Here is a 25,296-nt window from a genome sequence, read left to right as displayed (position 1 = left end):
GTCGGTGCTGTGCCCCCGGCGGCACCCCCAAGCCCGTTCCACGTCCCGGAAACTCCAAGGCCTTCGGACTAGAATCGAGGCCAAGACGAACGTAACTGCTTGCCGGAGGTATGGAGAACAATGTCAGAATGGCTCGAAGTCGGCGCGGACAACTTTGTGCTCGTCACCGAAGGTTCGCTGCTGAACACCGGCCTGATTGTTGGATCCGAGCGGGCCATGGTGATCGATTCCGGCTGCGGCCCGCGGCAGGGACGCGAGATCCTGGACGCGGTGCGGCAGAAGACCCAGCTGCCCCTCGTTGTGGTCAACACGCACGCCCACTACGACCATTTCTTCGGCAACGCCGTGTTCGCCGAGGACGGCGCCACCGAATTCTGGGCCCACGAAAACTGCGCCGCCGAAATTGACGAGCGCGGGGACCTGCAACGCCGCTTCGTGGGCACCCTGGAACCGGAGATGTCCACCGGTGAAGGCGAGAACGTTGAACTGGTGGTCCCCAACGCCATCGTCAAAGACCAGCCGGTGCTGGTGGACCTCGGCGGGCTGACCGCCACCCTCTTCTACCTGGGCCGCGGCCACACCGACGGCGACCTGCTGGTCGGCACGCCCACGACTCTTTTCGTGGGTGACCTGGTGGAGCAGGGCGCGCACCCGTCCTTCGAAGATTCCTTCCCCGAGGAGTGGGCCGATTCGCTGCGGCACATCTCCGCACTGCGCCACCGCTACGAATTCCTGATCCCCGGGCATGGGGAGCCCTGCAGCGACCAGTTCGTGAAGACCATGGCCAACACCATGACCACAGCCGTGCGCCAAGCCATGCAGTCCATCCGCGACACCCCGTCCGATGCGACCAAGGCCATCCCGGTCCTTCCTTACGGCCCGGAGCAGTCGCGCTGGTTCATCAAGCGCCTGCAGGAGACCCGCCGGGAGCACTGACGTCCGTAGGACGCAGCCCTCCCTCTCGACGGCCTCATCCCCATTGACCAAGGCGGCGTTCACGGCCAGCATTGTGCCTGTCTGGCATCGCGCCGGCACTTGGAGGGAGGCCGCTCCCATGGACGAAGCTGCAGCAACGGTCAAAGTGCGTTTGCCTGCGCGCCTCCGCGTTGCGCGGATTTTTGCCTGGGTGATGGTCCCGGTGGCTCTCTTCGGATTATTCGGCCTTGCGGACCTGATGACGCTGCCGGGCTGGGTGGATCAGCAGTACGAGTGGTCGGTGCCGCTGGAAGCGAGTTGGGGCAGCCTGTTCACTTTCGTGGTGGGCGGATCATTTATCAGCATCGCCAAGAACCCGGGTCAGCCGTGGCCAGGGTTTGTCCTGCTTTCCATCGCCATTGGGGCTTTGTTGCTCGGTTCGGTGTTCGGCCTGGACGCCGGACCCGTTCCCATTGCCATCCTGCTCGCCGTTGCCTTAGCACTCCTGATCTGGCTTGTGCGGAGGGAGGGGGCGCCGCCGCCCCTAGCCTTGAATCTCAGCCGGCAATACCTGCTGGTAGCTGCGGCGGGGCTCCCGCTCTGGAACCTGTACGCCGCCCATGCCTTCGAGGTGTCCCGGCTTCGCCAGGACACCGGCCACCTGACTTGGGACATTGAGCACTGGCCCGTGCAGGGATCTGTCGGCATCGCCCTGTGCCTTACTGCGCTGGTTATGGCCTTCTGGCCGGATGGTCGGCCGCTGCTGCGGGTGGCCACGAGCCTGTCCGCCACCTATGTCGGGGCAGCCATGCTCGCTTTTCCTGACCGGGCCGGTGCGATGGACGGTCCCATGTGGGGGGTGGCCATGGTCCTGTGGGGAACGATGACGGCGCTGCCCACTCCACACCCTGAGTCCGTTGCGGCAAAGAGTTGATGGCGCACTGAGACGCAAGCAAGCGCGCTGAGCACACAGGTCACATCCAGCTTGACTTGATCAGCCGGAAACATTGTGCCTGTAGTCTCGCGGCATGGGTAACTTCGGGGGAACACAGTACGCACGCGACACACGGCAGGAGCTCCGGCGGCGCTGGATCCAGCGTGTTTCCTACATTTTCCTTGGCGCATTGGCCGCGGCTACAGCGGGTGTGGTCATTCTGGCACTCACCCGTTGACTGCCGGTCGTCAGGAACGTGCTGTTGACAGGATTTGTAATGGTGGCGGCATGCAGGTAGCGTCCACCATGATCTGATATGGGGGATCGCTGAAACCAACGGAGGTTCGTGTGGCTCTCGCCGACTACGTCCTGGCGCTCTGCGCGCTGCTGGGCACGCTGTTGATTCCCTTTGCTGTCCTGCTCCAGATGCTGCGGCTGAAGCGCAGGGCAATCCGTATCACCCCGCACCCCACCGCACCCCGAGGTAGTCACCGCTAGCATGCCGTACGTCGACATCAATCCCCATAAAGGCCGCCCCAAATGGCAGGGCTATGCGGTCCTGGCCATCCTGCTGATCCTCACCGCCAGTGTGGTGGCAGCCGCACTGGCGCGCGTCTGACCACGCGATTCCGCCCCAGCACCTAGACTTGCTGTTTGAACCGAACAGTAAAGTGCCGCAGAACTTTTTGCCGAACGTCCTGGGGGGACAGCCATGCCCGATCCGGCGGATAAGAACGCACGCGCCAATGCACAGGATGCAGGGCAGCCGCAGCCACGCCGACGCCGTGACCTCCGTCGCGCCGACGGTGACCTGACGGATGCCCGGACAGGAACCATGCCAGCAGTGACACCCAATCCTTCCAGCCCGACCGACGCCGGCCAGCCGGTCACCCGCCGGACCTCCTGGGCCGAGGCGGCAGCCGCGGCCGATGCGGTGAAACCCATCGAGCACGTCCCCGCACCCACACGCCGCCCTGCCAGGCCGCCGGTCACGTCCCAGCCCCAGTCCGGCCAGCACGATGCCCCGGAGCCGAGCGTCGCCGCTCCGGCGAGTCCCGCCGTCGAGCCTGCCATGCCGGCTGCGCCCGCAGAGGCCCCAGCCTTCCGCCGTGTCCGCCCCACAACTGCGGACGTCATTGCAGACACTCCCATGCCGGACTTCATCAGCTCCCCGGGGCTGTTCGTCAAAGAGCAGAAGCCCCGCCCCGTGGGCGGATTCCGCGGCGCCATTTACTCCATGACCGGGGGGGCCTGGAACATGGGCCCCGGCGCGAAGCAGCGGCAGGAAGACGAGCTGGGCCGCCGCATCGCCCGCCAGCTGCAGGGCAGCTACAACACTGCCATCCTGAGCCTCAAGGGTGGCATCGGAAAGACCTCCACCACCGTGGGCGTAGGCCTGACGCTTGCTGAATTCCGGGGCGACGCGCCCTGCGCCATCGACGCCAATCCGGACTCCGGCGACCTCGTGGAACGCGCGCTGGGGGAGGGCATCTACCAGCAGGCCAGCCCGCGCACCATCACCGACCTGCTCCGGAACATCGACACCGTCGATTCCCTCACGGCCCTGGCCCGGTACATGCACCACGCCGGCCGGCTGCACCTGATCGCCGGCGAACAGGACCCGGAGGTTTCCGACTCGCTGACGGCCGCCGAGTACCTGCGGATCCGGAAGCTGATCTCCAGCTACTACTCCGTGGCTCTGACCGACTGCGGCACCGGCGTCACGCACAACGCCATGAGCGGGATCCTGCAGTCTGCGGACAACCTGGTGATCGCCGCCGGCTACGCGGTGAGCGGCGCCAAGCGTGCCCGCAGCACCCTGCACTGGCTGGCCAGCCACGGCTACGAGGACCTGGCCCGGAACGCCATTGTGGTGATCACTGATAAGGACGAGGTTTCCTCGCGCGTGGACAAGGACGCCATCGAGGAACACCTGTCCGGCATCTGCCGCCAGTTGATCGCTGTCCCGCACGATCGCGGCGTGGCCGATGGTGACCTGGTCACTTTGGACGTTTTGAAGCCCGAGACGCGCCGTGCGTACAAGGAGATCGCGGCCGCCATTGTGGACGGGTACCAGTAGGCCCGGGCGCCTCGGCAGCCGCTCCCTGACCCCTTGATTAAGGGTGTCTAAAGGACCGTGCGCGTCAGATCCAACCAGACCGGTTGGCGACTAGGCTGCCGCTGGTTCACTGTGGCTAGTTGCTAGCCTAGGTCGCTCCACCTGCCGGCGTAGCTTGGTTACGAGTAATCCTTCCGCAGGCGGTCGACATGAAACTCCGTGGATCGGAGGGGCCGTAGGTTGGTGAACTTAACCGGTCTTATTGGCCCCATAGGATGAGGCCATGACCACGACTAAAGAAATCGGCCATCTACTCGACGCCTTCAACGCAAACTTCGACAAGCTGATAGCTCTTACGGATGCTCGAGCAAAAGAACTGGGCATCGACAATACGGTGACTCCGGTTCCGGTCGGACCCGAGCACACGGAAATCCTGGCTGCCCATGAGGCCTACGAGGCATCTTGGAAGGAACTGTCAACGGCCATGGATGCTTGGATGGCGCAGGAACCAGCACAGTCCGACTCGGCCGGAGATGAGGACCGCGTGCACAAGATCGACGAAGTCACCCGCCAGCGGATCGCCTCAACCAAACCGAAGACCTTGGCCACCGAACAGCAGATTGCCGACGACGCTGCATATGGCTACGTCGAACCGAACGACTGACCTGAAGGCATTCACGCCAGAAAAGGCGCCCAGCGGAATGCTGGGCGCCTTTTCATTGCCTGCACGATGCAAGTTTTTGACTTGACAACCCTTACACTTCTCTTTGACTTGACAACAGAAAATTGGGGGAATCGTGCGCGTTGGCCGCATTGTCGCGGGTGCCGTAGCAGCATTGACGCTGGTCGGCGGTGGGAGCTTTGCGGCGCCCACGGTGAAGAACAATATCGAGCAGGGCCAGAAGTGCGAGTCGATCAAGGCCCGGCTGCCCATCGTGCACATCGCGGAGACGTCTGTCGCCATCCTGGGCGACTCGTACACGGCCGGCGATGCGCTGGAGGACCGGACTAAGGGCTGGGCTTACGCGGTCGGTTCCGACCTTGCCGGGGTCGGTGGCACGGGCTTCGTCAATGGCGGATACTGCGGTAACCACACCTATGGCGAACGGCTGGACGGCGTCCTAGCGCTTCGGCCTCAGACCCTCATCATTCAGGGTGGGCTCAACGACTGGGATACGGCGGAGAAGGTGGCTGACGCTGCGGCTGCTGTGCTGGAACGAGCGGACGCAGTGCCGCGTGTTCTCCTGTTCGGTCCGCCTGACGTGCCGGGCCGGGAAAACGAATCCCTCGTTGACCAGGCGCTTCGCGCTGCCGTGTCTCTGAGTGATGCCGAGTACGTATCCGGCCTTGACTGGGACCTTGAGTACCTCGCGGACAACACGCACCTGACACCGGCTGGCCACGCCACTTTTGCGGCGAAGGTACGAAAGGCAATCACGGATTAATGGACCTTGCCGTTAGGCTGGGCCAATGTCTTCTGGGGAAACTGCTGGTCGAAATCGTATTGAGTTCTTAGACGCTGTTCGTGGGGTGGCCGCTTCGCTTGTGGTCTTTCATCACCTGATGGTGAACATCTCGCCGGAGTATCGGTGGTTCGGTCACACATTCTTTGATCCCGGAAGGATCGGCGTCGTGGCATTCTTCCTGGTTAGCGGTTACGTGATTCCTATGAGCCTGCGCAGCGGAAGCCAAAAAGCTTTCTGGCTGAAGCGTTTCTTCCGACTGTTCCCGGTTTACTGGGTGGCGTTTGCCCTCTACTTCGCGGTCGCCCATGAATCAATTTCTGACGCGCCGTTGTGGGTGTGGGGCATGAACTTCCTTATGCTCAACGGGCTGCTTGGGCTCGTCAGCATCCTTCCGCCGGCGTGGACGCTTTCCATTGAGTTGCTGTTCTATGTGCAGTCATCCGCAGCCAGGATTCGCGGCTTGTTGGACAAAGCCATTCACGCTGGCTGGCTCTGGCTGGCGCTGTTCCTTGCGCTTGCCGTGGGCTCCCGCGTGCTGGGCAAGGATCTGCCTGTGACGTTGCCGCTGCTCATGTTCTGCGCCGCGCTTGGCCATGCCCTGTACCTCCGGGATCATGCCGGGTCCGGCGTCTGGAAGTACTTGCTCGGGGCAGGATTGGTGCTCGGCCCAGTCGGAACTTACGTTCGCGGTCACGATGGGGAGTGGGCGCCGCTCACGTACTCCCTCTCGTTCCTGATGGGCCTTGGCCTATTCTTCGCGTTCTACCTGCTGCAAGCGCGGCCCGTGCCAAAGGTCTTGATGTCGCTGGGCGGTATCAGCTATTCCCTGTATCTGTTCCACATCACAGTGACTTACGCCTTGCACGACCTTCTGGGCTTGGGCGGCCCGGTTTATTTCCTGGCTGGCGCGGCGGCTTCGTTGGTCCTCGCCTATCTGGCGCACCGTTTCGTGGAAGAACCATTCAACCACGTCGGTCGCGCCCTGGCCCGGCCCCGCAGTGGGGTTCCTGTAGGTGAACCTGCGCGTACGCCGTAGAATCACAGCCCTGGGGAACAAGACTGAGACGGCACCGCCCATTGCCATGCCTACGATTGCCGGCGGGGAATGCCCCGATTGCGGGCCCTCGGAACTGGGGAAAGGTGATTGGGTGGTCCGCTTATTTCGCATGCGGCCAACGTGCCCGCACTGGGAGGCCTCCGCCGAATCCGACGTCGGCCTCCCGGGAGAATGCTTATGCAGTGACGATTACGGCGGTTAGTGAACCGACTGCACGGTGAAGTTGTAGAACCTTGCAGAAGCCTCGGCGCCGACCGAACCATAGATGACGCTGAGGCGTAGCCCGTACTTGGTGACGGTGTTCAGTGCCGCGTCCGTACCCGTCCAAATCTGGACGTTGTTTACGGAGGCGGTAATAGTGGCGCCGGCCGTGACGACTTCGACCTTGGCGCCGCTCACCACAGCCACGGCTGAGGTGTAGATGGTGGTGTAGGAGCCGCCAATCTTCTTCATCACCTTGTAGACGTTCGCGCCAGTGTCGCCCCAGACCATGAAGCAGTTGCTCTCATCCTGGGTGCGGAACGCAAGCCCTACGTCGCCGCGCACTGGGATTTCGACCTTCGCTGCTGCGTTGGTCTGGGCCGCGTCGATGACGGCGATGATGTCACCGTAGGCTGCGGACGAGTATGCGCGGTTGGCCTTGACGCCCCATCGTGCGAGTGCGGAGTTGGCGCCGCCGCCTATGCAGGCCCACGTCTTGTTGCCGATGGGGGTGGCGCCCATGGTGGTTGTGTTGTCGGCACGGTTGAAGTCGTCCTTGGCGTAGACGGTAAGGGTCGGGGTGCCCACGTAGGCGGTCCTGGAGAACGGGGCGTACAGCGGGTTGAGTCCTTCGGACCAGCCCGGCCTGCCCAGTTCGAGGATCGCGGCGTCGGCGTACTTGGCGCTGCCCTTGGCGTTCGGGTGCAGCCCGTCATAGCTGCACATGGTCGCCGCGTCCCAACCTCCGGGTCCGCCGTTGGGCGTCATGACTACGTTGGGGAAGTCTGGCGCGAGGACGTCCACGGCAGGCTGGTAAGTGCCCGCGAGGATCGCATTGCCCGCCGCCACGTCCGCGGTGTAACCGCTGTTCTAGACCAAGACCGGGCCTTCCTTGACGTGAATGATCTTCGGCGGGTTCGGGTTCGGGTTCGGTAGTGCATCGACGACAAAGCCTATACCTGCGGTGAGTGTGATCCTTACCGAGTGAGCACCCGCGCCGTAGCCGGAAAGCTTGATGACGCCGGGGAAGCTGGTGGAGTAGGTCCCGGTGTTCACGGTCTGGACCAGGGCGTTTGTGGTGGAGTTCCGCACCTCTACCGTTACCGAGGCGCCGAATTGGGTCAGCAGATGGCATGCGTCCCCGGTCCATGCGATATCCACAAAGCTGCCGATGGTCTGCGTCAGGCGGGAGCTTCCGCCCATGATGTCAACGGTCGGACCCTCCACCCAGTGGCCGGAGTAGGAGAAGCGCGCGGTGGTTTCAGTGAACGCCTGCCCCGCTGACAGCGTGGCGTAGATCGTCCGGTGCGACTCGCGGGTAGCCCTGCCTGCACTGGAAAGACTGGTCCAGTGCTGGACGTTGTTGAAGATCGACTGGAGCAGGACGAGGCCACGGCTACCCGGCGTCCAGGTCGTAATGACCTTCGCCGCGATATGCCCAGGGCGTCCCCGAGACTGCGTTATTGACGACATCGAGGGTGCGCAACCGGGACTTGACCCGGTCGACCCATTTCGACCCGGCAACCTCTGCCTGCCCCGCCACCATGGAGTGACCGCATGCGTACACGGGGGCCGCTTCTAGCTCCGCGATTGGGGGGGGCAGAGGTGCAGGCGATGACCCCGTCTGGGTCAATCGCCGCCGTTTCGATCCCGTCAAGAATCGTGGTATTTAGTTCCCCTCGAACGCATATGCGCTGGAGCAGACGACGCGCGACGAGGCAACACACTTCCGTACTCTTTTGAGTCCTCAGTGGGCCAGCCGCGGCTTCGAGGACCCGGCCCAAAAAGCCATCGGGGTGATCACGGACAAGGACTAGGTTTCCTCCCGCGTGGTCAGGGACGCCATAGAGGAATACCTCTCCGCATTCTGCCGCCAACTGATTGTCCTTCCGCGCGACCGCGGTGTGGCTGATGGCGACCTCGTGACCCTTGACGTGCTCAAACCGGAGACCCGGCGGGCGTACAAGGAGATTGGCGCCGCGGTCGTGGACAGGTACCAGCATGACTTCGGCGCCGGAATGGCTACCGAATCGTGACCGAACACGCCGGTGGTTCTTCAATGATCCGGAGGCTCGACGAATAAATTCAGTGCATCAGCCACATGGAAGGTGCGTCAACGATGACCATTCTTGAATACTTCTCAGGCATTGCGATCATTCTCGGATCCCTCGTGGGTGCCATGGGGCTCTCCGCTGTGATCTTCCGCTTCAGGCGGACCCACTAGGTATTTCGCGGGTACGGTCGTTTCCAGCCAGCAGGTCTGACCGCGCCTCGAGCAGCAGGCCGGGACCAGCCACCAACAGCGCAGTCACGATCCCGTGCAGTACCTGTGCGGTCTCGGTTGCTTCCTCGAACGCGCCGCAGCGAATAAGGGACTCGATGCGCCGGCAGCAGGCCTCCGCTTCCACGGCGCCCGTCATGGCCGAGGTGGTCTTCAGACTCAGGGTGGCGTCCATGGCGGCTTTGGCATCACGTTCGGCCAGAGCGTCGAGGATCCGGGAGATCCGTCCCGGCAGCATGGACAGGAAGTCTTCGAGGAAGTTCAACGCGGCCGTGGGGTTCGCAATGTCCTCCGCCAGGCGGCGTAGCGTCGCGGGTTCCAGCCGGGCTGGACCGCGCTCAGGCAAGGAAGTCCGCCCGGGGGTGGAAAGTCCCGACGCCGCGGCGGGGGGTGCCTCGGCGCCGGGACGGCTTGATGTCCGCGGCGGCGGTCTCGGCCGCCGCGGAAGTTTCAGTTAGTGCTCTCATCGCTCCTGCCCTGATAAATGTCCCGATGGTGGTCAGGAGGTCAGCCTGGCGGTGCCAGCTTCATAACACCGCCAAGCGCTTGAGACCGCCGGTTCCCCGACAGAAAGCCCGTGCGCCTCGGGGTCCAACCCCAGTCTTGCCCCTTTGATTCAGCGCTTCGGGCCTTACAAAAACTACTGTGCACGGCCCGGATCAAGGACTACGGCAGTAAAGGTCAAGAATCCGGCAAGAGTTGCCAAAGGCTTCAGGGCTGCGGCAGGCCCAGAACTCTGCCCACCTCGAAAGCCGGGTGCCGGGCAGAGCTTCAACCCAACAATCGTCCTGAGCTCCTGTGTCTGCTACCAGACGGACCAGCGCCCACACCAAGGGCAGGTCCGAAGTCCGGCGCCCCAGAGGCACCCGAATCGGTGCTTCTGGTTGTAGTCTTCTCACAGGTTTCAGCAGTGCATGGTTTGGGTATCCCAAGATGAAGCGACCAGTTCATTAAATGGCCCAGTGGTGACATTGCCGTCGCGTTGGGGAGGGGACTGATGGCCGAAGAGCCCGATGATGATCTGGTCATGCAGTCACTGTTGCTGGATGAAATCGGTCAGTCGGTGATCGGCATGGACAGCGAGTGGCGGGTCACCTACTGGAACCGGGCTTCCGAGCGGCTGTACGGTTTCAGCGCCCCTGAAGTGCTGGGTGTGAGAATCGCGGATCTGGGTATCATCGGCGGCGATGAGGCCCAGCGGGAGAGCACCGGACGTGAAATAACCAGAAGGCTTGCCAGCGATGGAGACTGGGCCGGGGAACTCTGGACCCGCCACCGGCAGGGGAGGGAATTCCCGGTTCATGCCACGGTCAGTCCGATCCGGGGGCGGCACACGGTTCCCGTCGCGGTGGTGGCGATTTCGAAAGACATCACGGACAGGAAGCACAGCGAGGCCATCCTGCGCAGGTTCTCGGCGTTGGTGGAATCTTCCGGCGACGCGATCATAGGTGCCGATATGTCAGGGACGATTACCAGCTGGAACGCGGGCGCGGCCAGGATGTTCGGCTGGAGCGCGCGGGAAGCGGTAGGGCTGAACTATCAGCTGCTGATATCCCGTCAGGCAGCGGGGTTCGATGCCGAGGTCAGAAGCAGCATTGACAGCGGAAGGTTTGTCACCGGCGTTGAGGCGCGGTGGAGGCGCAAGGACGGAACAGTGATTGACGTCGAGCTGACTGTATCGCCGGTTTACGGCCCCGACGGGGACCAAATGGGCGCATCAGCCATAGCGCGTGACATCACGGAGATTCAGCGGCTCAGGGCGGCCGCGGCGGTTGAACGGGAGAAGCTCCTGGCGGCGCAGGAGATGGCCCATGTTGGAAGCGTGGAGCACACGCTGGAGACAGGGGAAACCTGGCATTCGGAAGAATTCGCCCGGATCCTGGGCTTGGGGGTGGGGCAGGCAGCGTCGCGGAAGCTGATGCTGGAGCTAACGCACCCGGAAGACCGGCACCTGGTCCAGCAGGTATGGAAGAACCTGGATGAGGGGCTCGGGTCCGCGGATTTTGAATACCGGCTTGTCAGGGCAGACGGTCAGGAACGGTGGCTGCATTCACGTATCCGGAGGGTGGACAGCGAGGCTGGGAAGCCCGCGCGGTTCCTGGACACTGTCCTGGACATCACCGAACGTAAGAACGCCGAGAAGATCCTTGAGTGGCGGGCCCGCCACGACGCACTGACCGGATTGCCGAACAGGTACGTCATCACGGAGGTCCTTCAGGACCTGCTCGACAGGGACTCCCGCGCGGTGGTGATGTTCGTTGACGTCGACAGGTTCAAATTGATCAACGACGGCATCGGTCATGGAGCCGGCGACACCATTCTGATGCTCCTGGGCGAGCGGCTGAAGACTTTTGTCCGCAGCGGCGACACCGTGGGCCGTTTCGGCGGCGATGAGTTCATTATTGTGTGCGAGAACCTGATGCTTCGTGGGGCGAGGACACTGGCCGAACGGATAAGGCAATCCACGAGGCGCCCCTTCGAAGTGGACGGACGCAAGATCTACCTCAACGTGAGCGTCGGCATCGCCTTGGCGGGCCCGGACGATACAGCCGAGTCGATGCTGCGGGGCGCGGATACCGCAATGTATCGGGCAAAATCAGCCGGCGGGGACTCCTCTGCCGTTTACGACGTGCGGATGACCGGGCGGGCCACAGGGCGGCTGGATCTGGAATCCGGCTTGCGGCTGGCGTTGGAACGGGAAGAGCTCTCGTTGGATTACCAGCCCATCGTGGAGCTGAGCAGCGGAGCCACTGTAGGGTTCGAGGCGTTGTTGCGCTGGCACCACAGCGAACACGGACTGATCCAGCCTGACACGTTCATTCCCATAGCCGAGGAAACAGGCCTGATTGTCCCTATCGGCGCGTGGGTACTCCAGGAAGCCCTCCGGCAAGTGCAGAGCTGGCGCAGGGAACTGAAGGGCGCCGAAGGAATTTGTGCTGCGGTGAACATTTCCGGGCGCCAGTTTGTGGCCGCAGACTTCCCGAACATCGTGGAGTCAGCTATCCGTGCCTCCGGTATCGACCCCGGCGCCGTCCATCTGGAAATTACCGAAACGGTCCTGATGGATCAGCCTGACCTGCCCAGAGAGACGCTACGGCGGCTCCACGCCTTGGGAGTCGGGCTATCAATCGATGACTTCGGCACGGGATACTCGTCGCTGAGCTACCTCAAATGGCTCTCAGCCAGAACACTGAAAATCGACCGCACTTTTGTTGAGGAACTGGGAAGAGGCCCGCACGGGGCAACTATCATCGAACTCGTCCTCGGCATGGCCGACACGCTCCGGCTTGACGTCATAGCGGAAGGCGTGGAAACCGTGGAGCAGCTAACCGAACTCCGCCGCCTCGGCGTACGCCACGCCCAAGGGTTTCTCTGGAGCCAACCCCTGCCACCGGAACGCATCCGGGGGTGGCTTGAAAGCCTCCCCGACCGGTCCTGGCACATCGATCCGGTACGACCAGAACCATAAGGGACGCCTTGGCGGTGCCATCGTGATGGTTTCAGCCGGCACCGGCCTTATCCTGCCGCCGGCGTCACGCGGTGAGGGTGTACGCTTCCCGGATCCACGCGTCAAGTTCGGCGTCGTTGCCTGCGGGATCGAGCAGGATGGTCTCGTTGTGCCACCGGTTGGCGGACACACGCTCGGACCGATGCACCCTTGCCGAATCGAGCTGCCTGTCCAGGACAATGTTGACCAGGATCCCGCCGCGGCGTGGATGGATGCCGAGAAAGGCACGTCCGTGCGTCACATGGAACGACGACGCATTCTCCTGAAGTTCGCACCCGTCGAAGGTCGAGATCTGGTCGATGAGCGCACCGTAGATCGCGGATGAGGTGGGGTCCCCCTGGATTCGTTCCCGTGCAGTGCGCGCCATGCAGTCAGCATACGGTTTTTGCCGGCGGGCGAAGCCACAGCGTGCCGGTTCGTGCTGTCCCCTGGGACGCCTTGGCGGTGCCACCGTGATGGCACCGCCAAGCGCTAGAGACCACCGGTTGTTCCCCGGCAAAAGGCCTTTTGCACCACGAGCGGTCTACCCAGTTTTCCACCCGTGGACTCAGCGCTAGGGCCTTACGAGGAATACTGTGCACGGCCAGGCTCAAGGCCGGCCGCAGTATTGCTCAAGAATCGATCAAGATTCCCGGGCGTCCAGCCACTCGTCAAACGTTTGGCGTCCGACGGCGGCACCCGCCGCCGGGAGCAGCGCACCACTGCGCATCGCCTTCCACAGCGGCCCCGGCGAGGTGAATTCCACGACCAGCCTTTTCTTACCGTTCTTCCGGAGGTACTTGTCCGCCATGTCCTTGAGCCGCTCGACCTTCGGCCCGCCCAGGTCCGGAAGGCGTCGTTGCGGGCCCACTTCGGCCGCGTGCACCAGTGCCTCGGCCACTTCCGCCGCGGCGACCGGCTGGGTTTTGAACCTGGGCACGAGGACCACCGGTCCCAGGGATGTGCGGCCCAGCACCTGGGTGACGAACTCGTGGAACTGGGTGGCCCGCAGGATGGTCCACGGTATGTCCCCTCCGCGGACCTCCTCTTCCTGGGCCATCTTGCCTGCGTAGTAGCCGGCCGGGGCCTTGTTCACGCCCACGATGGAGAGCAGGACGTGGTGCTTCACCCCGGCGGCTTTGCCCTCGCGGTGCAGGTTTTCGGTGGTGGCCATAAAGAAGTCGACGGACTTCTTGGAGTGCATGGTCTGGATGCTGGCCACGTCGATCACCGTTTCCACGCCCCGCAGGGCAGCGGCCAGGCCCGTGCCTTTGACCAGGTCCACCCCCTCATGCCTGGTCAGGCTCGTCACCTGGTGTCCGCGCTCCCTGGCGATGCGGACCACGTGGCGGCCAACAATTCCGGTTCCCCCTGCAACGGCTATGTCCATGCCTAAAGTCTATGGCGAGCCGCTCAGCAGGAACCGGCCTGCGGCCACTTCAGTTCCGGCCGGGTTTGCCACCGTGCTGAGCAGGGGAATGCCGGCCACGGGCCCACACCGGACGCCACGGGTGCAGAAGCCGTCCTCGCAGATGGAAGTACAAGCACGTGGGAGCCGAGCGGGAGGGGCGTCCTCCGCAGTCATTTCTGCGGAGGACGCCCCGTTACCTTTGTCGTGACCCCAACCCCGAGCGCGGGTGTTGCGTTTATAGGCTTCGAAGGTTGCGATCTGCGGCCCGCAGATCCTCGGCAATCTGAGCCATCTTTTCTGAGCTCTTGCCGAGTGAAATCGTGTTGCGAATGCCGTTGAACGCTCGGCTGAAACCTGAGTCGCCCAGAGCCACGAGTTCCACGTGGCGGTGTGGTCCCACATCGTTCACATAAGCGTGGACGCCCCAGGCCCCTCCAACCAGGCCTCGCGCCATCCCGACGACTGCAATATCCGGAGACCCGCCCAAGGTGTCAAGCGGATTAGAACTATTTTCCACAGGTTCCACTGTGGCGCGGAGACGCGAGTACGCGCCGTTGAGGGTTTGGCCCAGTTGCTGAACGGTCAGGCTCGACTCGAACTCAAGGTTGTTGGTTTTCATTTGTCCCCAGTCTTACTTGTTGATCGATCATTGCGTGGTGGTCCTCGTCGGACGCTTATTTCCAGCCAGCACCGTGTTCAGAGCATTGAAGCCCCGAACTCTTGCATTTGGAGCACGTCAACGCCGTCCCTAAAAGGCCGCGATTCCTGCCGCCATTGCAGGCGTTGCAATCGTGCAAAACCCGCTGACATTTCTTGCAAGTCATAGCTAGCTCCCAAATTGGATTCAGCATCCTCTGATGTGTTGCCTTGTTGATATTCAGTCACGATTGGAGATTTGGCAATGCCTTGAACGGTCGTTTTCCTTGCCTTGAGGAAATCTTGCGTTTCGAGGCCGACCTCGCGTAATAAACAAGGTTAAGAAGCGGGCGTAGAGGAAATTTTTCGGTTTTTGGGTGTAGCTAAGTCGCGAGTGTGATCTGATGTGCCTAACGCGACTTCGATGGGGCAGAAATAGCGTAGAAATGTGATTTGGGGGCTTGCATGACCACGAGTTTGGTAGTTCCAGCGCCGCTCGGCTGCAACGTGAGACTTTTCGTTGTTCGCTGAGATAGCCGCTGCTGTCGGAGTGTTTGCGGCGATGGCGGCGGTGTATGTCTTGATGCTTCGCGGCGCTAAGAACGAAACGCTTGGCAAGTGGGACAAGAGGGACAAGGACGGCCAGAGTTTCACCCGGCGCGGTCTGAATTATTTGGCGGGCCAGCGCGACGGGCCTGAGTTCATCTCAGGTCTCCTGGCTGTGCTTTGTCTAGCGTCTCTGACCGCTGAAACGGGGGCGTCCTTAGCCGGACCAGCCGGGGCGGGAATCGCCGTTCTCGTCTTAGCGTGCCGAGTGGCCCCGTCTTGGACAATGGTGAAATTGCCTGTGCATGCCATGTATTCAATGTTGGGAATCCTAGGCGCCTTGGCCGCTGCCAAGGACTATCTTTTCCCGGACCCAGGAACCGGTGGAAGCCTCGTGCTGCGCTGGGCCCTCCTGGCCCTAGTCTGGTTTTTCACTACGTTAGGCACTTTTGCAGGCTTCACGACTGGAAAGATCGACTGGAAACTGGGGCTCCTCCTCTTCGGGTCGACCGAAATCGTGGTTTATCTGACAGTCCCGCTTGAGGATCAACTGGATAATCCGTGGATCCTCGTTGGTGCTCTCCTAGCGGCCCTCTTCGTGGGAGTAGTGAGCACCATGGTCCGCTTCCGTGACTCGGTGGAATTCGCTGCGGCCGTAGTGATGGTGCTGGGCTCCGTTGCACTCATGTCAGCCGAGCAAGGAATCACAAGACCTCAGGGTGTCCTCGAAATGACGGGTCCGATGATCACGATGATCCTGACCTTCGTCGTTGTGTATGCCGTGTTGCGTGCCGTATCCAAGCGATTCTTGAGAACGCCGCTGATAGGGAGGAAGTCATGACCATTTCCGGCTTCGGCCAGAACAAGCGGCGAGTCGTCGGTGTTGGCACTGACGTCCTCAAGGTGGACCAGATTAGTCAGCAACGTGTTGGCGCGTATGTCAGCGAGGCGTACGTGATTGGGAACAGGAAGGCACCGCGTTCTAAAGCGCTGGTTCACGCCATTCAGTCTCTTGATACCACCACCGACGCGCTTGCCAGAAAGGAACTCCTGGACCAGATCGCCGCGGAATATGCGGAACGAAATGGGGGCGTCATTCTCGGACTTTTCGGTAAATGCTACTTAGGTCATCCGTTCGTCGACCACCGTCTGTCACTGGACGTATGCATCCTGGAGCACTATCGCCGAGACGACCTGGTCCCTGAGCCGTTTTCCCATGCCAGAAGCCTGGCTCAGTCGGCAATGTACATATACATAGAGGTTTACTCTGACGGGGCAATTATTCCGGTACGTCCGGACGGAACTTGTGTCATCTAATGTTGGATCACATTTAATTAAGGGGAAGTTAAGTGAGTCAAAATTTGCATGTTGATCTGCGGCCGGCAATCAATGCGATCGAGCACGTAGGAGCCGCTCTTCAACGGGAAATCAATTCGCTTCAAGGGGACGTTGGAGAGGTCCGTCGCGACTTGAAGCTGTCCACCGACGAGCTGACAAAGCTCAGGAACGATTTCAACGCTTTCGTAAACGCGTCCGAACGCCGGGCTAATGTTCTTCAATCGGAGACCAAGGTCAGTGCCCTCAAGGGGGAGCTGGATAGGCAGTTTGGCCACTACGCCACTGTTCGCCGGACATCCGTCGGCATGTTGCAGGCGTTCGACGTGGGGAACGTATCCAACAGTACAGTGGCCCAGATCAGTGAAGAGCTGATGATTCAAAGTCCCAGGTACTGGCTCGCGCCGGCGCTTGTGGCCATCGCTGGCTGGTCACGTGACGACTCGGACATCGTCGACATATCAGTCAGGGAAGCTTTCGCGCGAGACAAAAATAAGACGAGCCTGTTCTTTTCGCTTGTCCTGCGTAGGCAAGGGCGCATGGATGCCTCAGTCCGCTGGCTTCGTCACTACCTCCTCTCCTTGGATCCTGCTGCCCTGACCCGTGAGTTTGCCGTTGTTCTGGAATCCAGCGCGCAGGGCGCCTTCGGTCTCGACGGCCAGAACGTTGTCGCTGATCAACTGGCCGACTGGAACGACACGCTCCGGTCTCGTAAAGACATCGTGGATTCCCAGATCGCCAAGTGGAGGGCTGAAGTGGCCGTGCACGCACAGATACTGGATAGGACCCACTACGCTGAACTGGCTGCGCTGTCACCCGACTGGGGACAGGTGAAGAATCAGCTTGAGGCCGCCTCAGCGCTTCCGCTCGTGATTGATAAGTACACGAACATCTTGACCTTCGAAGCGCCCCGCTCCAACACCATAGAAGATTTGCTGGACGATATCCTGGAACAGCTTGTCACCGAATACGACGAGGAAGAACTACCGTTACGGCGGCAGGTTGCTTATCACGATGCCGTCATCGACGAGAACGGGGACTTGGACCGGGCCCGGGCTCAATCTGACATCGTCCTCGAAGCGCTCAAGGCGACGATAGACGCTGTTTCGTTGCAGACATCAGCTGCCATCACTCCCGAAAACCTTGGTGTTAGCCAGCAAACGCAGCGCGTTGCCATCGGTACAGGACGCGAGGATTTCCTTGCCGGCGTGAGTATCTACACGAGGGACTATCGCAGCCGCTATGTCGATCACGTAACCATCGAACTTGGGCCCCAGCACTCGAATTACGCATCCACTTTGGGCTTTCCTGGTTGGGCGGCAAGGACCGATGATCCCGAGGCGGCAGCGTTTGAGACGCTAGCGTCAACGTGGGAGCGGACCATATCCGGACGTATTGAGGAGGCTCAGTTCAAGACGTCGTTCTACATCAAGCCCGGGCTCATTGCGCTGGCGGCAATGATTGTGTGTTTCTTCATCAACCCGGTACTCGGAATTTTCGCCATCCTCGGCGGAGCTGCCGCCGTCTACTTCCTGGGCGAGAGTGCGAAGAAGAAGGCCAACGCGAACGTCGATCGCCTTCGCCTGACAGGCAAAGCCGCACTGGAGAACTCCCAATCGCAATTCAGAGACGCTTCCGCGCAATTCATTGACGCGAAGCTCACCTTCCACGAACTGGACGGTCAGGAGAACCGGTTGATTCAGCTGATTGAAACCTGGCCGGCAGGAACAGACAAAAGGAGCGTACGGGCATGACCGAACAAACTGAAGCCTTGGAACAGGGGGAACCTGCCGTGGCTCCTGCGGCGGAAAAGACAACGACGCCCGGCTCCATCCCCGAGCCGGGAACGGCTGGCCCGGTTATCTCCCGGCCAGGCTCCGCAAGTCGTTTCCTTCCCGCTCCTCCACGAGCAGCGGAAGCTACTGTGGTGGTCGGCCGCGGCTTCCTGAGCTCAAAGGCCCCCGCGCAGAAGCAACAACTCTCGCGAGAGCGAGTTATTGCGGGCGACTTGCCTTCGTGGGATCCCATGCCTCCGGGCGAAATTGCCGTACGTCGCCGTGCGCGGGACTAGCCTCTCCCCATGCCTGACAAACTTGCTCTCGCAGGAAACAGTGTGTACGAAACGTGGGTACTGACTCTTAGGCAATGGCAAAAGGAGCCACTGACGCCGCTAGATCGCCTTCCTCCGATTAAGGAAGAAGATTTTAGCCCGGGCACATGGGCGCGGTTGCTCGCTCATATCGATGCGGCAATTACCCAAGTCATGAACGACTGGCAGGCTTCGCTTTCCAAGGCAGTCGGGACAGCGCGCTCGGACCAAGATTTGGGCCGGGAACTAGTTCAGCTGAGGAGGATCCTGGCACGTCGCGTCCAACTGGCTCGGCACTCGAGCCTGCCGGATCGGGTCAGAAATGCTCTTTCTGCAGACGCCGAAGCGTCAATTTTGACGTTGCAGTCAGATCTTGAAACGAATGTCTCCAAATCTGCGGCCGACGGGAGGGTGGACCCGTCGGCCGCGGACAGGCTCCTCGGCGTTGTACGCACAAACTCCCTCATACATGTCTTGACCCTCGAAACTGTTCAGGACGGGTCGGTCGCCGCCCCTGCCCCACTGCAAGGTCCCGTAACCCCTCAGGACGCCGCCACAGCTGAAGCATTCCCTTCAATACCGCAAGTATCAGCCGCTACAGGCAACCGGCGACGGGTGCAATTCTTCGACAACTCCCAGAAATTCAAACCGTAAGGAACGCCCATGCCAGATATGACCGGCACCAGCGATGTAGTGCGCAGGTATCTCAACGCGAGGGTGCCATTAGTGGTCATCACATCCATAGAACCCAGTCGCGTGCTCGAATTGCTGCGGAGGGTTGCGGCGGATTTGAAGGCCATGCCTTTCTACGTACACTCGCGGACTGAAGGCCTCAGGGAGCTCGCCGGCTCGACTGCAGTCTCGGACGATTATTCGCTTACCGGAGCCCTTGAACATGCCCGGTCAACGTTTGCAGCCCGGAACAATGCCAATTTCATTTTCACGGACGTCGAGGAACTGGATCAGGAAAGCTCTACCGCAAGGCACTTTGCGGAAATGGTGCGGCTAGCGGAAACCAGGCAAGGTTCCATAGTGCTCGTCAGTTCAAAGCCGGTCTGGTCTGGACTCGCGCGGCAAGGGATGAGCGTGGCACTCGACCTCCCTTCACCTGAGGAGATGCTATTCAGCATCACGGAGATGGTGGATAACCACCGGGGCGTGGTCCAGGTGGACTGGCGCCAGGACGAGATTAGAGTGGCGGCCGAGATTCTTTCGGGCGTTACAGAAATGGAAGCCATTAACGTCATCGCAACGATGCTCGCAAAGGGCAAGCTTGAGGTCGGTGATGTGGCTGAACTTTCGCAGTTTAAGGATCGGATATTCGGCGAACTGAATGGCATTGAACGAGTCAAGCTGCGGGAGGACTACAAAGTCGGCGGCTTGCGGAATCTGAGGGCCTGGCTCGCTTCACGGCAGGAACTGATGAAAGCGGATCTGTCCAAGACACGTCTCCGGCCCCCCAAAGGCGTCCTCCTGGTTGGCGTTCCTGGCTGCGGCAAGTCCCTGTCAGCTAAGGCGATCGCTTCAGACTGGCGGCTTCCCCTCTACCGCTTGGACATGTCGGCAATTCTTGGGATGTACGTTGGGCAGTCGGAGAGCAGACTCCGGGAAGCACTGGAGACAGCTGAGCGAGTCGCTCCGTGCGTTCTTTGGATCGATGAGATCGAGAAGGCTCTGGCCACTGGAAGCGGCGACTCTGGAACATCCAAGCGACTTATAGGACAATTTCTATTCTGGCTCCAAGAGTCTGCATCAAAAGTTTTCCTGGTGGCTACCGCGAACGATGTCACTTCGTTGCCTCCCGAGCTGCTCCGCAAAGGCCGCTTTGACGAGATGTTCTTCGTCGATCTGCCGGACGCAACCGACCGCGCCGAAATCATCGAAATGTACTTCTCCAGGTACTTAGGCCAAGCTGTGCCGGTACAACTCCTAAGTTCGCTCATAGCATCCTCGGAGGGATTCTCGGGGTCAGACATCGACGCAGTTGTCCACGAAATCGCGACGGCCATGTTTACGTCCGGATCAACAGCATTGCCGGAAAACGGCAAAATCATGGACTTCTTTGAGGATGTCATTCCCTACAGCCATACCAACGCAGAAGATGTTGCAGCGATTCGGGCATGGGGTAGAGGTCGGGCGATCCCTGCCAGTGTGACTAGTGAGGCCACGCAGCAGGGTACTGGTCTCCCCAATCGCCGAATCATCATGCTGCCGGAGACGGCTGGAATCATGTAGCCCGGGCGTAATCTCGATCAAATCCCAAGGGCTGCGCGCCCAGGCGCCGCTGGCGCCCAGCTCCCGGCTTGGTGACCCTCCAGATCAGCGGCGTGCCGGCGGCACCGGTCACCGCCACCGTCACGGGCACGTCCACGATGGGCAACGGGACCGCGATGATCCCCTGACGGCCGGAGATCTCCAGCACGCCGGCGTCGATGATCACCCGCAGCTCGGTTCCCTCACCGGCAGGGAAGAACACGTCGGCGAAGTCCGGATTCCCGGTGACTGTGACTTCAATGCCGTCGCCATCGTGCCGGAGGGCGGCCAGTGTCCCGTCCTGGGTGGCCAGGCTGATGACCGTCCCGGCGGTGACGGTGCAGCGCAGGTCCACGCCGCCGTCGAGCACTGCCTCGAAAACTCCAGCGCCCGCCTGCTCCAGGCGGCCCGGCGCGGAGTACGCGGCGAGGTCGGCGTGCGGGGCAGCCACCAGGGTGTCGCCGTCGAGCGTCAGCGTGTGCGGAACGCTCAGGGCGCTGGCCCACTGCCCGTCCGGGCTGATGACGCCCCGCACCCAGAAAATCAGCGACGGCGCCCCGTCCTTGTCGCGGAAGAACGACGGCGCGTAGTAGCTCTTGCCGTAGCTGAGCTGCCCCCAGGAGCGTGCGGTGAACTTGCCGTCCGCGTAGCTGCCCACACCGTACGCCACGTAGTGCAGGACGTCGTCCTCCCAGATGGAGGTCACCAGCACGTGGGAGCCGTCAATCTCGAACAGCTGCGGGCATTCCCACATGGTGCCGGTCCACACCGGCTCCGTTTCCGTGCCGGCCCGCTCCGCGGCAATGCCGTCCAGGGTCCACTGCGACAGGTCCGGGGAGCTGTACGAAACCGCCGCCGCCGTTCCGCCCTTCAGCCCGGCACCGACGAACATCCGCCACTGCCCGCCGTCGCGGAAGACGAACGGGTCCCGGTAGGCCACCACGCCGAGGTCCGGTGCGGACATCAGTTTCGGGCCCTTGGTCCACGAGTTCCAGGAAGCGTCATCAGCGGTGGCGGTCCTGACGGTCCCGATGCCGAGGTCCGGTTCGGTGACCGAAGTGTAGAACATGGTGGCCGCACCGTCGGTGCCGGTGACGATGGAACCCGACCAGACGCCGTCGTCCCCTTCCCCGGGCGCGACGGCGACGCCCTGCTCCGTCCAGGCGATCATGTCCGGGGAGGTGGCATGGCCCCAGTGGCAGTTGGAGGCCCACGTGGTGCGGCCGGGGACGTACTGGTAGAAGAGGTGGTACTGGCCGTCCTTCCAGGTGACGCCCAGGGGATCGTTGATCCATCCTTCGGCGGCAGTGAAGTGGAAAGCGGGGCGGGGTTCTGGCGCGTTCATGCTGATCCTTCGGTGCTGGCTGATTGTTAGGGGGCCCGGGTTAGTTGGCGAGGACGCTGTTGGCGGCCAGGAACCGCTGCCGGATCTCCCGGGCCTGCTCGGCGTTGGCCTTTTCCCACTGGTCGATTTCGGCCTTGCGTTCGTTCCGGACGGCGTCCCGCGTTTCGGTGAACTGCTTCATCCGTTCGGCGGAGGCGTCGCGGGCGGCCTGCTGTGCCGGCGTCAGCTCCGGCAGGGGGCGCTCCTCCACCTGGTCGCGGGGCCGCAGCGGCAGGCGCTCCTCCACGGCGTCGATCTCCAGGACGGGGGAGGGGAGGTTCTGGTACCAGTAGGCGGTGGAGGACCAGTCATCGGAGAGGTGGTTGGCGTGGCCGTGTTCGAACGTGACCTTGATGCGTTTCTGGAACCTGATGGGATCGGTCATGTGGAAGCGGTAGCTGTGGTGGAAGCCCGGCACGTTCTCCTCGTGGACCATGGTGCCGTTCATCAGGAAGGCGTTGTGCTGCATGCCCCAGGCGTGGCCGAAGTAGTCCTCCATGCCGGTGCCGTGCAGGCTGGGCGGCCAGGTGTCGTCGTCGATGAAGATCATGTCATCGCCCTCGCCCCACCAGGAGCCCTGGAAGTGGCGGACGGCCAGGTTGCAGCCCACATAGTGGCCCTGGCCCTCGGTCTCCAGGACCACGTAGTTGTCCTCGCCGGTGAGGTTGGGGATGGCCACCTCGATGCTGTTGGTCTGCAGGTCCGGGCCCCAGCCGGCGTTGGGCTTCTGCCGGCGCCAGTGGGCGTGGAAGTACGCGGTGTCCTCCGGCAGGGGCTCGGTGTAGAGCTCGTAGTCGATGTAGAAGTACTGCAGGTAGGGGATGTCGTTCTGGTTTTCGACGGTGATGCGGGCCCTTGAGTTGAAGGGCATCTCGAAGTAGCTGTTGAACGCCGCGCTGCCGCCGAAGGTGTTCAGTTCCCCTTCCTTGGCGGAGACGGAGAGCGGGAGCGAATCGTAGGAGCCGGAGAGCGAGTTCAGCAGGCCGAAGAAGTCGCCCAAGGGCGCGATCACGCTGGGGGTTTCCTGGTCATCCCAGTACATCCGCAGGACGATCTTGCGGTAGTAGTCCGGGTCCACCACTTCCCAGCTGACGCCGAGTGCGTTGTGGATTTCCAGCATGGGCACGCCCACCAGTTCGGGCGAGATCTGGCCGGGGCCCGGCTGGATCCGGCAGGACTGGGTCATCCAGATGTGCGTGATGGAGCCCGGTCCCTCGATGTCCGCCAGGGTGCGTTCCTCGCCGGGCATCACGATCCAGTTGTCGCGGTTCTTGCCGGTCTGGTCCCAGCTGGAGGCGCGGGCCGTGCGGGCGGTGGAGAGCTTGGTCAGGCTTGAGAGCAGGCCTGAGCGGGGCGATGAAGACATAAGTGGTTCCTTTCGGGAAAGTTGTTCAGCCCTTGACGGCTGACTGGGTGAGGCTGGCGATGATCCACCGCTGGGCCACGAGGAAGACGATCAGTGCCGGGGCGATGGCGATGGTGGTGGCTGCCATGACCTGGGCCACGTTGCCGGCGCCGTACGGGCCGAGCATGAGGACCAGGCCCAGCGGCAGGGTGGCGGTGTCCGTGCTGTTGAGGAAGATCGACGGCGCAAAGTAGGCGTTCCAGCTGCCCAGGAACGTGATCACACCCAGGGTGCTCACGGCGTTCTTGGCCAGCGGCAGCGCGATCAGCCGGTACGTCTGCCAGGCCGTGGCACCGTCCATCCGGGCGGCGTCGATGATCTCCTGCGGCAGGCCCAGGAAGAACTGCCGCAGCAGGAACACGCCCAGTGCGCCGGTGATGCCGGGCAGGATCAGGCTGAGCGGGTTGTCCAGCAGGCCGAAGGTCCGCATCAGCAGGAACAGCGGAATGATAGTCACCTGGGCAGGCACCATTAGCGAGGACAGCAGGCCCACAAAGATGGAGTTCTTGCCCGGGAAGTCCAGCTTGGCGAACGCGTAGCCGGCCATCGGCGCGGTGAGGATCATGCCGATGCTGACCGCGATGGCGATGACCGCGCTGTTGAACATGTTCTTCAGGATCGGCACCGGCCCGCTGACCGCGTCCACGTAGTTGGACCAGTCCCATTCGGTGGGCAGCCACTGCGGCGGCAGGTCGTACGCCTGGCTGGCGTCCCGGAGCGAAGTGGTGAACATCCACAGGAACGGTGCGATCATCCCGATGGCGCCCAGGACCAGCAGCACCACCGAAATGGTCTTCCCGACGCCGGGGCGGGGCCGCCGCCGTCGTGCGTTTTTTCCGGAACCTGGGCGTCCGGCACCTGGGCGGGACGAAAGGACAGCTGCGTTACTCATTGTTCACCCATGACTTTCGGAGGCGGAACTGCACCATGGTCACCAGCATGATGATGACGAACAGGGTGACCGCGATGGCTGACGCGTAGCCCATGTCGAACTTGTTGAAGGCAACTTCGGCGATGTACATCACCACGCTGCGGCTGGCATCGCCCGGGCCGCCGCGGGTGAGGACGATGATCGATTCGTAGATCTGGAACGCGCCGATGATGGTGATGGTGATGTTGAAGAACGTCGCCTGGCTGATCATCGGCAGGGTGATGCGGCGGAAGACCTGCCACTCGTTGGCGCCGTCCATCCGGGCGGCCTCCACCATGTCCTTCGGGACTTCCTGCAGGGCCGCCACGAAGATCAGCATGGCGAACCCCACGTTCCGCCAGGTGTCCACGATGATGACCGACACCTTGGCGAATTCGGAGCTGTTGAGCCAGTCGATCCGTTCCCCGCCCACCGCGGTGATGTAGTAGTTCAGGATGCCCGTGTCCTTCTGGAACAGTGCCTGCCAGATGATGGACACGTACACCAGCGCCACCAGGTACGGGAAGAAGTACGCGGAGCGGAACACGTAGGTCAGTGCCCGGGGGAGCCGCTGGTTGATCAGCACCGCGAACAGGAGCGCGAACCCGTTGATCAGTACGACGGCGGCGCCCACGTAGAGGACCGTGTTGCCGTAGGTGGTGGCCAGGCGTTCGTCCCGGAACATCCGGGCGTAGTTGTCCAAGCCGATGAACTTCGGGGCGGTGAGGATGTTGTACTTCGTCAGGCTCAGGTACAGGGCGGCAACCAGCGGGCCGAGGATGAAAACCAGGAAGCCGATCACCGTGGGGGCGGTGAAGACGTAGCCGGTGAGGGCTTCCCGACGCCGGGCGGCGCTTCGGTGCCCGGGGCGCCCCCCGCGCCCCGAAGGGGGCACGGGCGGCAGCGCGGTTTTGGAGGCGGTCATGG

At 62.2% G+C, this 25,296-nt stretch carries 27 protein-coding genes; 15 read left to right on the top strand and 12 right to left on the bottom strand.

Going from position 1 to position 25,296, the window contains the following annotated elements; all coding sequences use genetic code 11:
* Window positions 1–120 precede the first annotated feature (120 nt).
* The 8 genes from ABV518_RS14650 (at window position 121) to ABV518_RS14615 (ending at window position 6,410) form a co-directional block, all read left to right on the top strand.
* Complete coding sequence (locus ABV518_RS14650) at window positions 121–936, top strand: MBL fold metallo-hydrolase (RefSeq protein ID WP_367767946.1); 816 nt, start codon at window positions 121–123, stop codon at window positions 934–936.
* A 118-nt stretch (window positions 937–1,054) separates the two neighbouring features.
* Entirely contained in the window at window positions 1,055–1,849 is a 795-nt protein-coding gene (locus ABV518_RS14645) for a hypothetical protein (RefSeq protein WP_367767944.1), read from the top strand.
* 94 nt (window positions 1,850–1,943) lie between these two features.
* Window positions 1,944–2,087, top strand: coding sequence for a hypothetical protein (locus ABV518_RS14640; RefSeq protein ID WP_367767942.1), 144 nt, complete (start codon window positions 1,944–1,946; stop codon window positions 2,085–2,087).
* A gap of 110 nt (window positions 2,088–2,197) precedes the next feature.
* Entirely contained in the window at window positions 2,198–2,347 is a 150-nt protein-coding gene (locus tag ABV518_RS14635) for a hypothetical protein (protein WP_367767940.1), read from the top strand.
* Between the two features lie 337 nt (window positions 2,348–2,684).
* Entirely contained in the window at window positions 2,685–3,929 is a 1,245-nt protein-coding gene (locus tag ABV518_RS14630; protein ID WP_367767938.1) for a MinD/ParA family protein, read from the top strand.
* Window positions 3,930–4,191: 262 nt separating this feature from the next.
* Window positions 4,192–4,572, top strand: a complete 381-nt coding sequence (locus ABV518_RS14625) for a hypothetical protein (protein WP_367767936.1) — start codon at window positions 4,192–4,194, stop codon at window positions 4,570–4,572.
* Between the two features lie 133 nt (window positions 4,573–4,705).
* On the top strand, window positions 4,706–5,353 hold the full coding sequence (locus ABV518_RS14620; protein WP_367767934.1) for an SGNH/GDSL hydrolase family protein: 648 nt from the start codon (window positions 4,706–4,708) through the stop codon (window positions 5,351–5,353).
* 25 nt (window positions 5,354–5,378) lie between these two features.
* Window positions 5,379–6,410: an acyltransferase family protein gene (locus ABV518_RS14615; protein ID WP_367767932.1), complete on the top strand. Its 1,032-nt coding sequence runs from the start codon at window positions 5,379–5,381 to the stop codon at window positions 6,408–6,410.
* Between the two features lie 219 nt (window positions 6,411–6,629).
* Here the strand turns inward: ABV518_RS14615 and ABV518_RS14610 are convergent, their stop codons facing one another.
* Together ABV518_RS14610 and ABV518_RS14605 are read right to left on the bottom strand one after the other, a co-directional pair.
* Complete coding sequence (locus tag ABV518_RS14610) at window positions 6,630–7,481, bottom strand: hypothetical protein (RefSeq protein WP_367767930.1); 852 nt, start codon at window positions 7,479–7,481, stop codon at window positions 6,630–6,632.
* Between the two features lie 21 nt (window positions 7,482–7,502).
* The gene (locus ABV518_RS14605) at window positions 7,503–8,105 is read right to left on the bottom strand and encodes a hypothetical protein (protein ID WP_367767929.1); all 603 of its coding nucleotides are present in this window, start codon (window positions 8,103–8,105) and stop codon (window positions 7,503–7,505) included.
* Window positions 8,106–8,461: 356 nt separating this feature from the next.
* On the opposite strand from ABV518_RS14605, the gene ABV518_RS14600 reads away from it, so the two are divergent.
* Window positions 8,462–8,668: a hypothetical protein gene (locus ABV518_RS14600; protein WP_367767927.1), complete on the top strand. Its 207-nt coding sequence runs from the start codon at window positions 8,462–8,464 to the stop codon at window positions 8,666–8,668.
* Between the two features lie 171 nt (window positions 8,669–8,839).
* Here ABV518_RS14600 and ABV518_RS14595 read toward each other — a convergent pair whose 3' ends face one another.
* Complete coding sequence (locus tag ABV518_RS14595; RefSeq protein ID WP_367767925.1) at window positions 8,840–9,259, bottom strand: Hpt domain-containing protein; 420 nt, start codon at window positions 9,257–9,259, stop codon at window positions 8,840–8,842.
* On the bottom strand, window positions 9,252–9,380 hold the full coding sequence (locus tag ABV518_RS14590; RefSeq protein ID WP_367767923.1) for a hypothetical protein: 129 nt from the start codon (window positions 9,378–9,380) through the stop codon (window positions 9,252–9,254). Before ABV518_RS14590 ends, ABV518_RS14595 begins: the two co-directional genes overlap by 8 nt.
* Before the next feature lie 530 nt (window positions 9,381–9,910).
* Here ABV518_RS14590 and ABV518_RS14585 point away from each other — a divergent pair.
* Window positions 9,911–12,382 carry an EAL domain-containing protein gene (locus ABV518_RS14585; RefSeq protein WP_367767921.1) on the top strand — a complete coding sequence of 824 codons (2,472 nt, stop codon included), beginning with the start codon at window positions 9,911–9,913 and terminating at the stop codon, window positions 12,380–12,382.
* Window positions 12,383–12,446: 64 nt separating this feature from the next.
* Here the strand turns inward: ABV518_RS14585 and ABV518_RS14580 are convergent, their stop codons facing one another.
* From ABV518_RS14580 to ABV518_RS14565, 4 genes are all read right to left on the bottom strand, one after another.
* Window positions 12,447–12,788 (bottom strand): DUF5655 domain-containing protein, encoded by a 342-nt coding sequence (locus tag ABV518_RS14580; RefSeq protein ID WP_367767920.1) that lies wholly within the window; start codon window positions 12,786–12,788, stop codon window positions 12,447–12,449.
* Between the two features lie 255 nt (window positions 12,789–13,043).
* On the bottom strand, window positions 13,044–13,790 hold the full coding sequence (locus ABV518_RS14575) for an SDR family oxidoreductase (protein WP_367767918.1): 747 nt from the start codon (window positions 13,788–13,790) through the stop codon (window positions 13,044–13,046).
* A 256-nt stretch (window positions 13,791–14,046) separates the two neighbouring features.
* Window positions 14,047–14,430, bottom strand: a complete 384-nt coding sequence (locus ABV518_RS14570; protein WP_367767916.1) for a hypothetical protein — start codon at window positions 14,428–14,430, stop codon at window positions 14,047–14,049.
* A gap of 77 nt (window positions 14,431–14,507) precedes the next feature.
* On the bottom strand, window positions 14,508–14,696 hold the full coding sequence (locus ABV518_RS14565; protein WP_367767915.1) for a hypothetical protein: 189 nt from the start codon (window positions 14,694–14,696) through the stop codon (window positions 14,508–14,510).
* A 271-nt stretch (window positions 14,697–14,967) separates the two neighbouring features.
* On the opposite strand from ABV518_RS14565, the gene ABV518_RS14560 reads away from it, so the two are divergent.
* The 5 genes from ABV518_RS14560 to ABV518_RS14540 all read left to right on the top strand — a co-directional run bounded on the left by ABV518_RS14560 (window position 14,968) and on the right by ABV518_RS14540 (window position 20,652).
* Window positions 14,968–15,834 carry a hypothetical protein gene (locus ABV518_RS14560; RefSeq protein ID WP_367767914.1) on the top strand — a complete coding sequence of 289 codons (867 nt, stop codon included), beginning with the start codon at window positions 14,968–14,970 and terminating at the stop codon, window positions 15,832–15,834.
* Window positions 15,831–16,310 carry a hypothetical protein gene (locus tag ABV518_RS14555; RefSeq protein WP_367767912.1) on the top strand — a complete coding sequence of 160 codons (480 nt, stop codon included), beginning with the start codon at window positions 15,831–15,833 and terminating at the stop codon, window positions 16,308–16,310. Before ABV518_RS14560 ends, ABV518_RS14555 begins: the two co-directional genes overlap by 4 nt.
* Before the next feature lie 32 nt (window positions 16,311–16,342).
* Window positions 16,343–18,082, top strand: coding sequence for a hypothetical protein (locus ABV518_RS14550; RefSeq protein ID WP_367767910.1), 1,740 nt, complete (start codon window positions 16,343–16,345; stop codon window positions 18,080–18,082).
* Window positions 18,083–18,408: 326 nt separating this feature from the next.
* Window positions 18,409–19,071: a hypothetical protein gene (locus tag ABV518_RS14545; protein WP_367767908.1), complete on the top strand. Its 663-nt coding sequence runs from the start codon at window positions 18,409–18,411 to the stop codon at window positions 19,069–19,071.
* 9 nt (window positions 19,072–19,080) lie between these two features.
* Window positions 19,081–20,652, top strand: coding sequence for an AAA family ATPase (locus tag ABV518_RS14540; protein ID WP_367767906.1), 1,572 nt, complete (start codon window positions 19,081–19,083; stop codon window positions 20,650–20,652).
* Here ABV518_RS14540 and ABV518_RS14535 read toward each other — a convergent pair.
* From ABV518_RS14535 to ABV518_RS14520, 4 genes are read right to left on the bottom strand one after another with little or no spacing between them, the layout of a single operon-like run.
* The gene (locus ABV518_RS14535; protein ID WP_367767904.1) at window positions 20,645–22,015 is read right to left on the bottom strand and encodes a glycoside hydrolase family 32 protein; all 1,371 of its coding nucleotides are present in this window, start codon (window positions 22,013–22,015) and stop codon (window positions 20,645–20,647) included. The genes ABV518_RS14540 and ABV518_RS14535 overlap by 8 nt on opposite strands.
* 40 nt (window positions 22,016–22,055) lie before the next feature.
* Window positions 22,056–23,420: a DUF2961 domain-containing protein gene (locus ABV518_RS14530; protein WP_367767902.1), complete on the bottom strand. Its 1,365-nt coding sequence runs from the start codon at window positions 23,418–23,420 to the stop codon at window positions 22,056–22,058.
* 25 nt (window positions 23,421–23,445) lie between these two features.
* Window positions 23,446–24,351: a carbohydrate ABC transporter permease gene (locus tag ABV518_RS14525; RefSeq protein WP_367767900.1), complete on the bottom strand. Its 906-nt coding sequence runs from the start codon at window positions 24,349–24,351 to the stop codon at window positions 23,446–23,448.
* A complete protein-coding gene (locus ABV518_RS14520; protein WP_367767898.1) occupies window positions 24,344–25,294 on the bottom strand; it encodes a carbohydrate ABC transporter permease in 951 nt (316 codons plus the stop codon). The genes ABV518_RS14525 and ABV518_RS14520 overlap by 8 nt, the downstream gene beginning before the upstream one ends.
* Window positions 25,295–25,296 lie beyond the last annotated feature (2 nt).

It is taken from the genome of Arthrobacter sp. HS15c (assembly GCF_040812005.1).
In the GTDB taxonomy this organism is placed as follows: domain Bacteria; phylum Actinomycetota; class Actinomycetes; order Actinomycetales; family Micrococcaceae; genus Arthrobacter.
Note: the sequence above shows the minus strand (reverse complement) of the source record. Positions and strands in the feature narration are given on the sequence as shown.

Excerpts from the sequence above, each read along its gene's own strand:
- ABV518_RS14570 (WP_367767916.1), bottom strand. The coding sequence starts at position 14,430 with ATGAAAACCAACAACCTTGAGTTCGAGTCGAGCCTGACCGTTCAGCAA.
- ABV518_RS14535 (WP_367767904.1), bottom strand. The coding sequence starts at position 22,015 with ATGAACGCGCCAGAACCCCGCCCCGCTTTCCACTTCACTGCCGCCGAA.
- ABV518_RS14645 (WP_367767944.1), top strand. The coding sequence starts at position 1,055 with ATGGACGAAGCTGCAGCAACGGTCAAAGTGCGTTTGCCTGCGCGCCTC.
- ABV518_RS14540 (WP_367767906.1), top strand. The coding sequence starts at position 19,081 with ATGCCAGATATGACCGGCACCAGCGATGTAGTGCGCAGGTATCTCAAC.
- ABV518_RS14530 (WP_367767902.1), bottom strand. The coding sequence starts at position 23,420 with ATGTCTTCATCGCCCCGCTCAGGCCTGCTCTCAAGCCTGACCAAGCTC.
- ABV518_RS14605 (WP_367767929.1), bottom strand. The coding sequence starts at position 8,105 with ATGTCGTCAATAACGCAGTCTCGGGGACGCCCTGGGCATATCGCGGCG.
- ABV518_RS14520 (WP_367767898.1), bottom strand. The coding sequence starts at position 25,294 with ATGACCGCCTCCAAAACCGCGCTGCCGCCCGTGCCCCCTTCGGGGCGC.
- ABV518_RS14640 (WP_367767942.1), top strand. The coding sequence starts at position 1,944 with ATGGGTAACTTCGGGGGAACACAGTACGCACGCGACACACGGCAGGAG.
- ABV518_RS14625 (WP_367767936.1), top strand. The coding sequence starts at position 4,192 with ATGACCACGACTAAAGAAATCGGCCATCTACTCGACGCCTTCAACGCA.
- ABV518_RS14555 (WP_367767912.1), top strand. The coding sequence starts at position 15,831 with ATGACCATTTCCGGCTTCGGCCAGAACAAGCGGCGAGTCGTCGGTGTT.
- ABV518_RS14615 (WP_367767932.1), top strand. The coding sequence starts at position 5,379 with ATGTCTTCTGGGGAAACTGCTGGTCGAAATCGTATTGAGTTCTTAGAC.
- ABV518_RS14575 (WP_367767918.1), bottom strand. The coding sequence starts at position 13,790 with ATGGACATAGCCGTTGCAGGGGGAACCGGAATTGTTGGCCGCCACGTG.
- ABV518_RS14580 (WP_367767920.1), bottom strand. The coding sequence starts at position 12,788 with ATGGCGCGCACTGCACGGGAACGAATCCAGGGGGACCCCACCTCATCC.
- ABV518_RS14585 (WP_367767921.1), top strand. The coding sequence starts at position 9,911 with ATGGCCGAAGAGCCCGATGATGATCTGGTCATGCAGTCACTGTTGCTG.
- ABV518_RS14630 (WP_367767938.1), top strand. The coding sequence starts at position 2,685 with ATGCCAGCAGTGACACCCAATCCTTCCAGCCCGACCGACGCCGGCCAG.
- ABV518_RS14545 (WP_367767908.1), top strand. The coding sequence starts at position 18,409 with ATGCCTGACAAACTTGCTCTCGCAGGAAACAGTGTGTACGAAACGTGG.
- ABV518_RS14525 (WP_367767900.1), bottom strand. The coding sequence starts at position 24,351 with ATGAGTAACGCAGCTGTCCTTTCGTCCCGCCCAGGTGCCGGACGCCCA.
- ABV518_RS14650 (WP_367767946.1), top strand. The coding sequence starts at position 121 with ATGTCAGAATGGCTCGAAGTCGGCGCGGACAACTTTGTGCTCGTCACC.
- ABV518_RS14590 (WP_367767923.1), bottom strand. The coding sequence starts at position 9,380 with ATGAGAGCACTAACTGAAACTTCCGCGGCGGCCGAGACCGCCGCCGCG.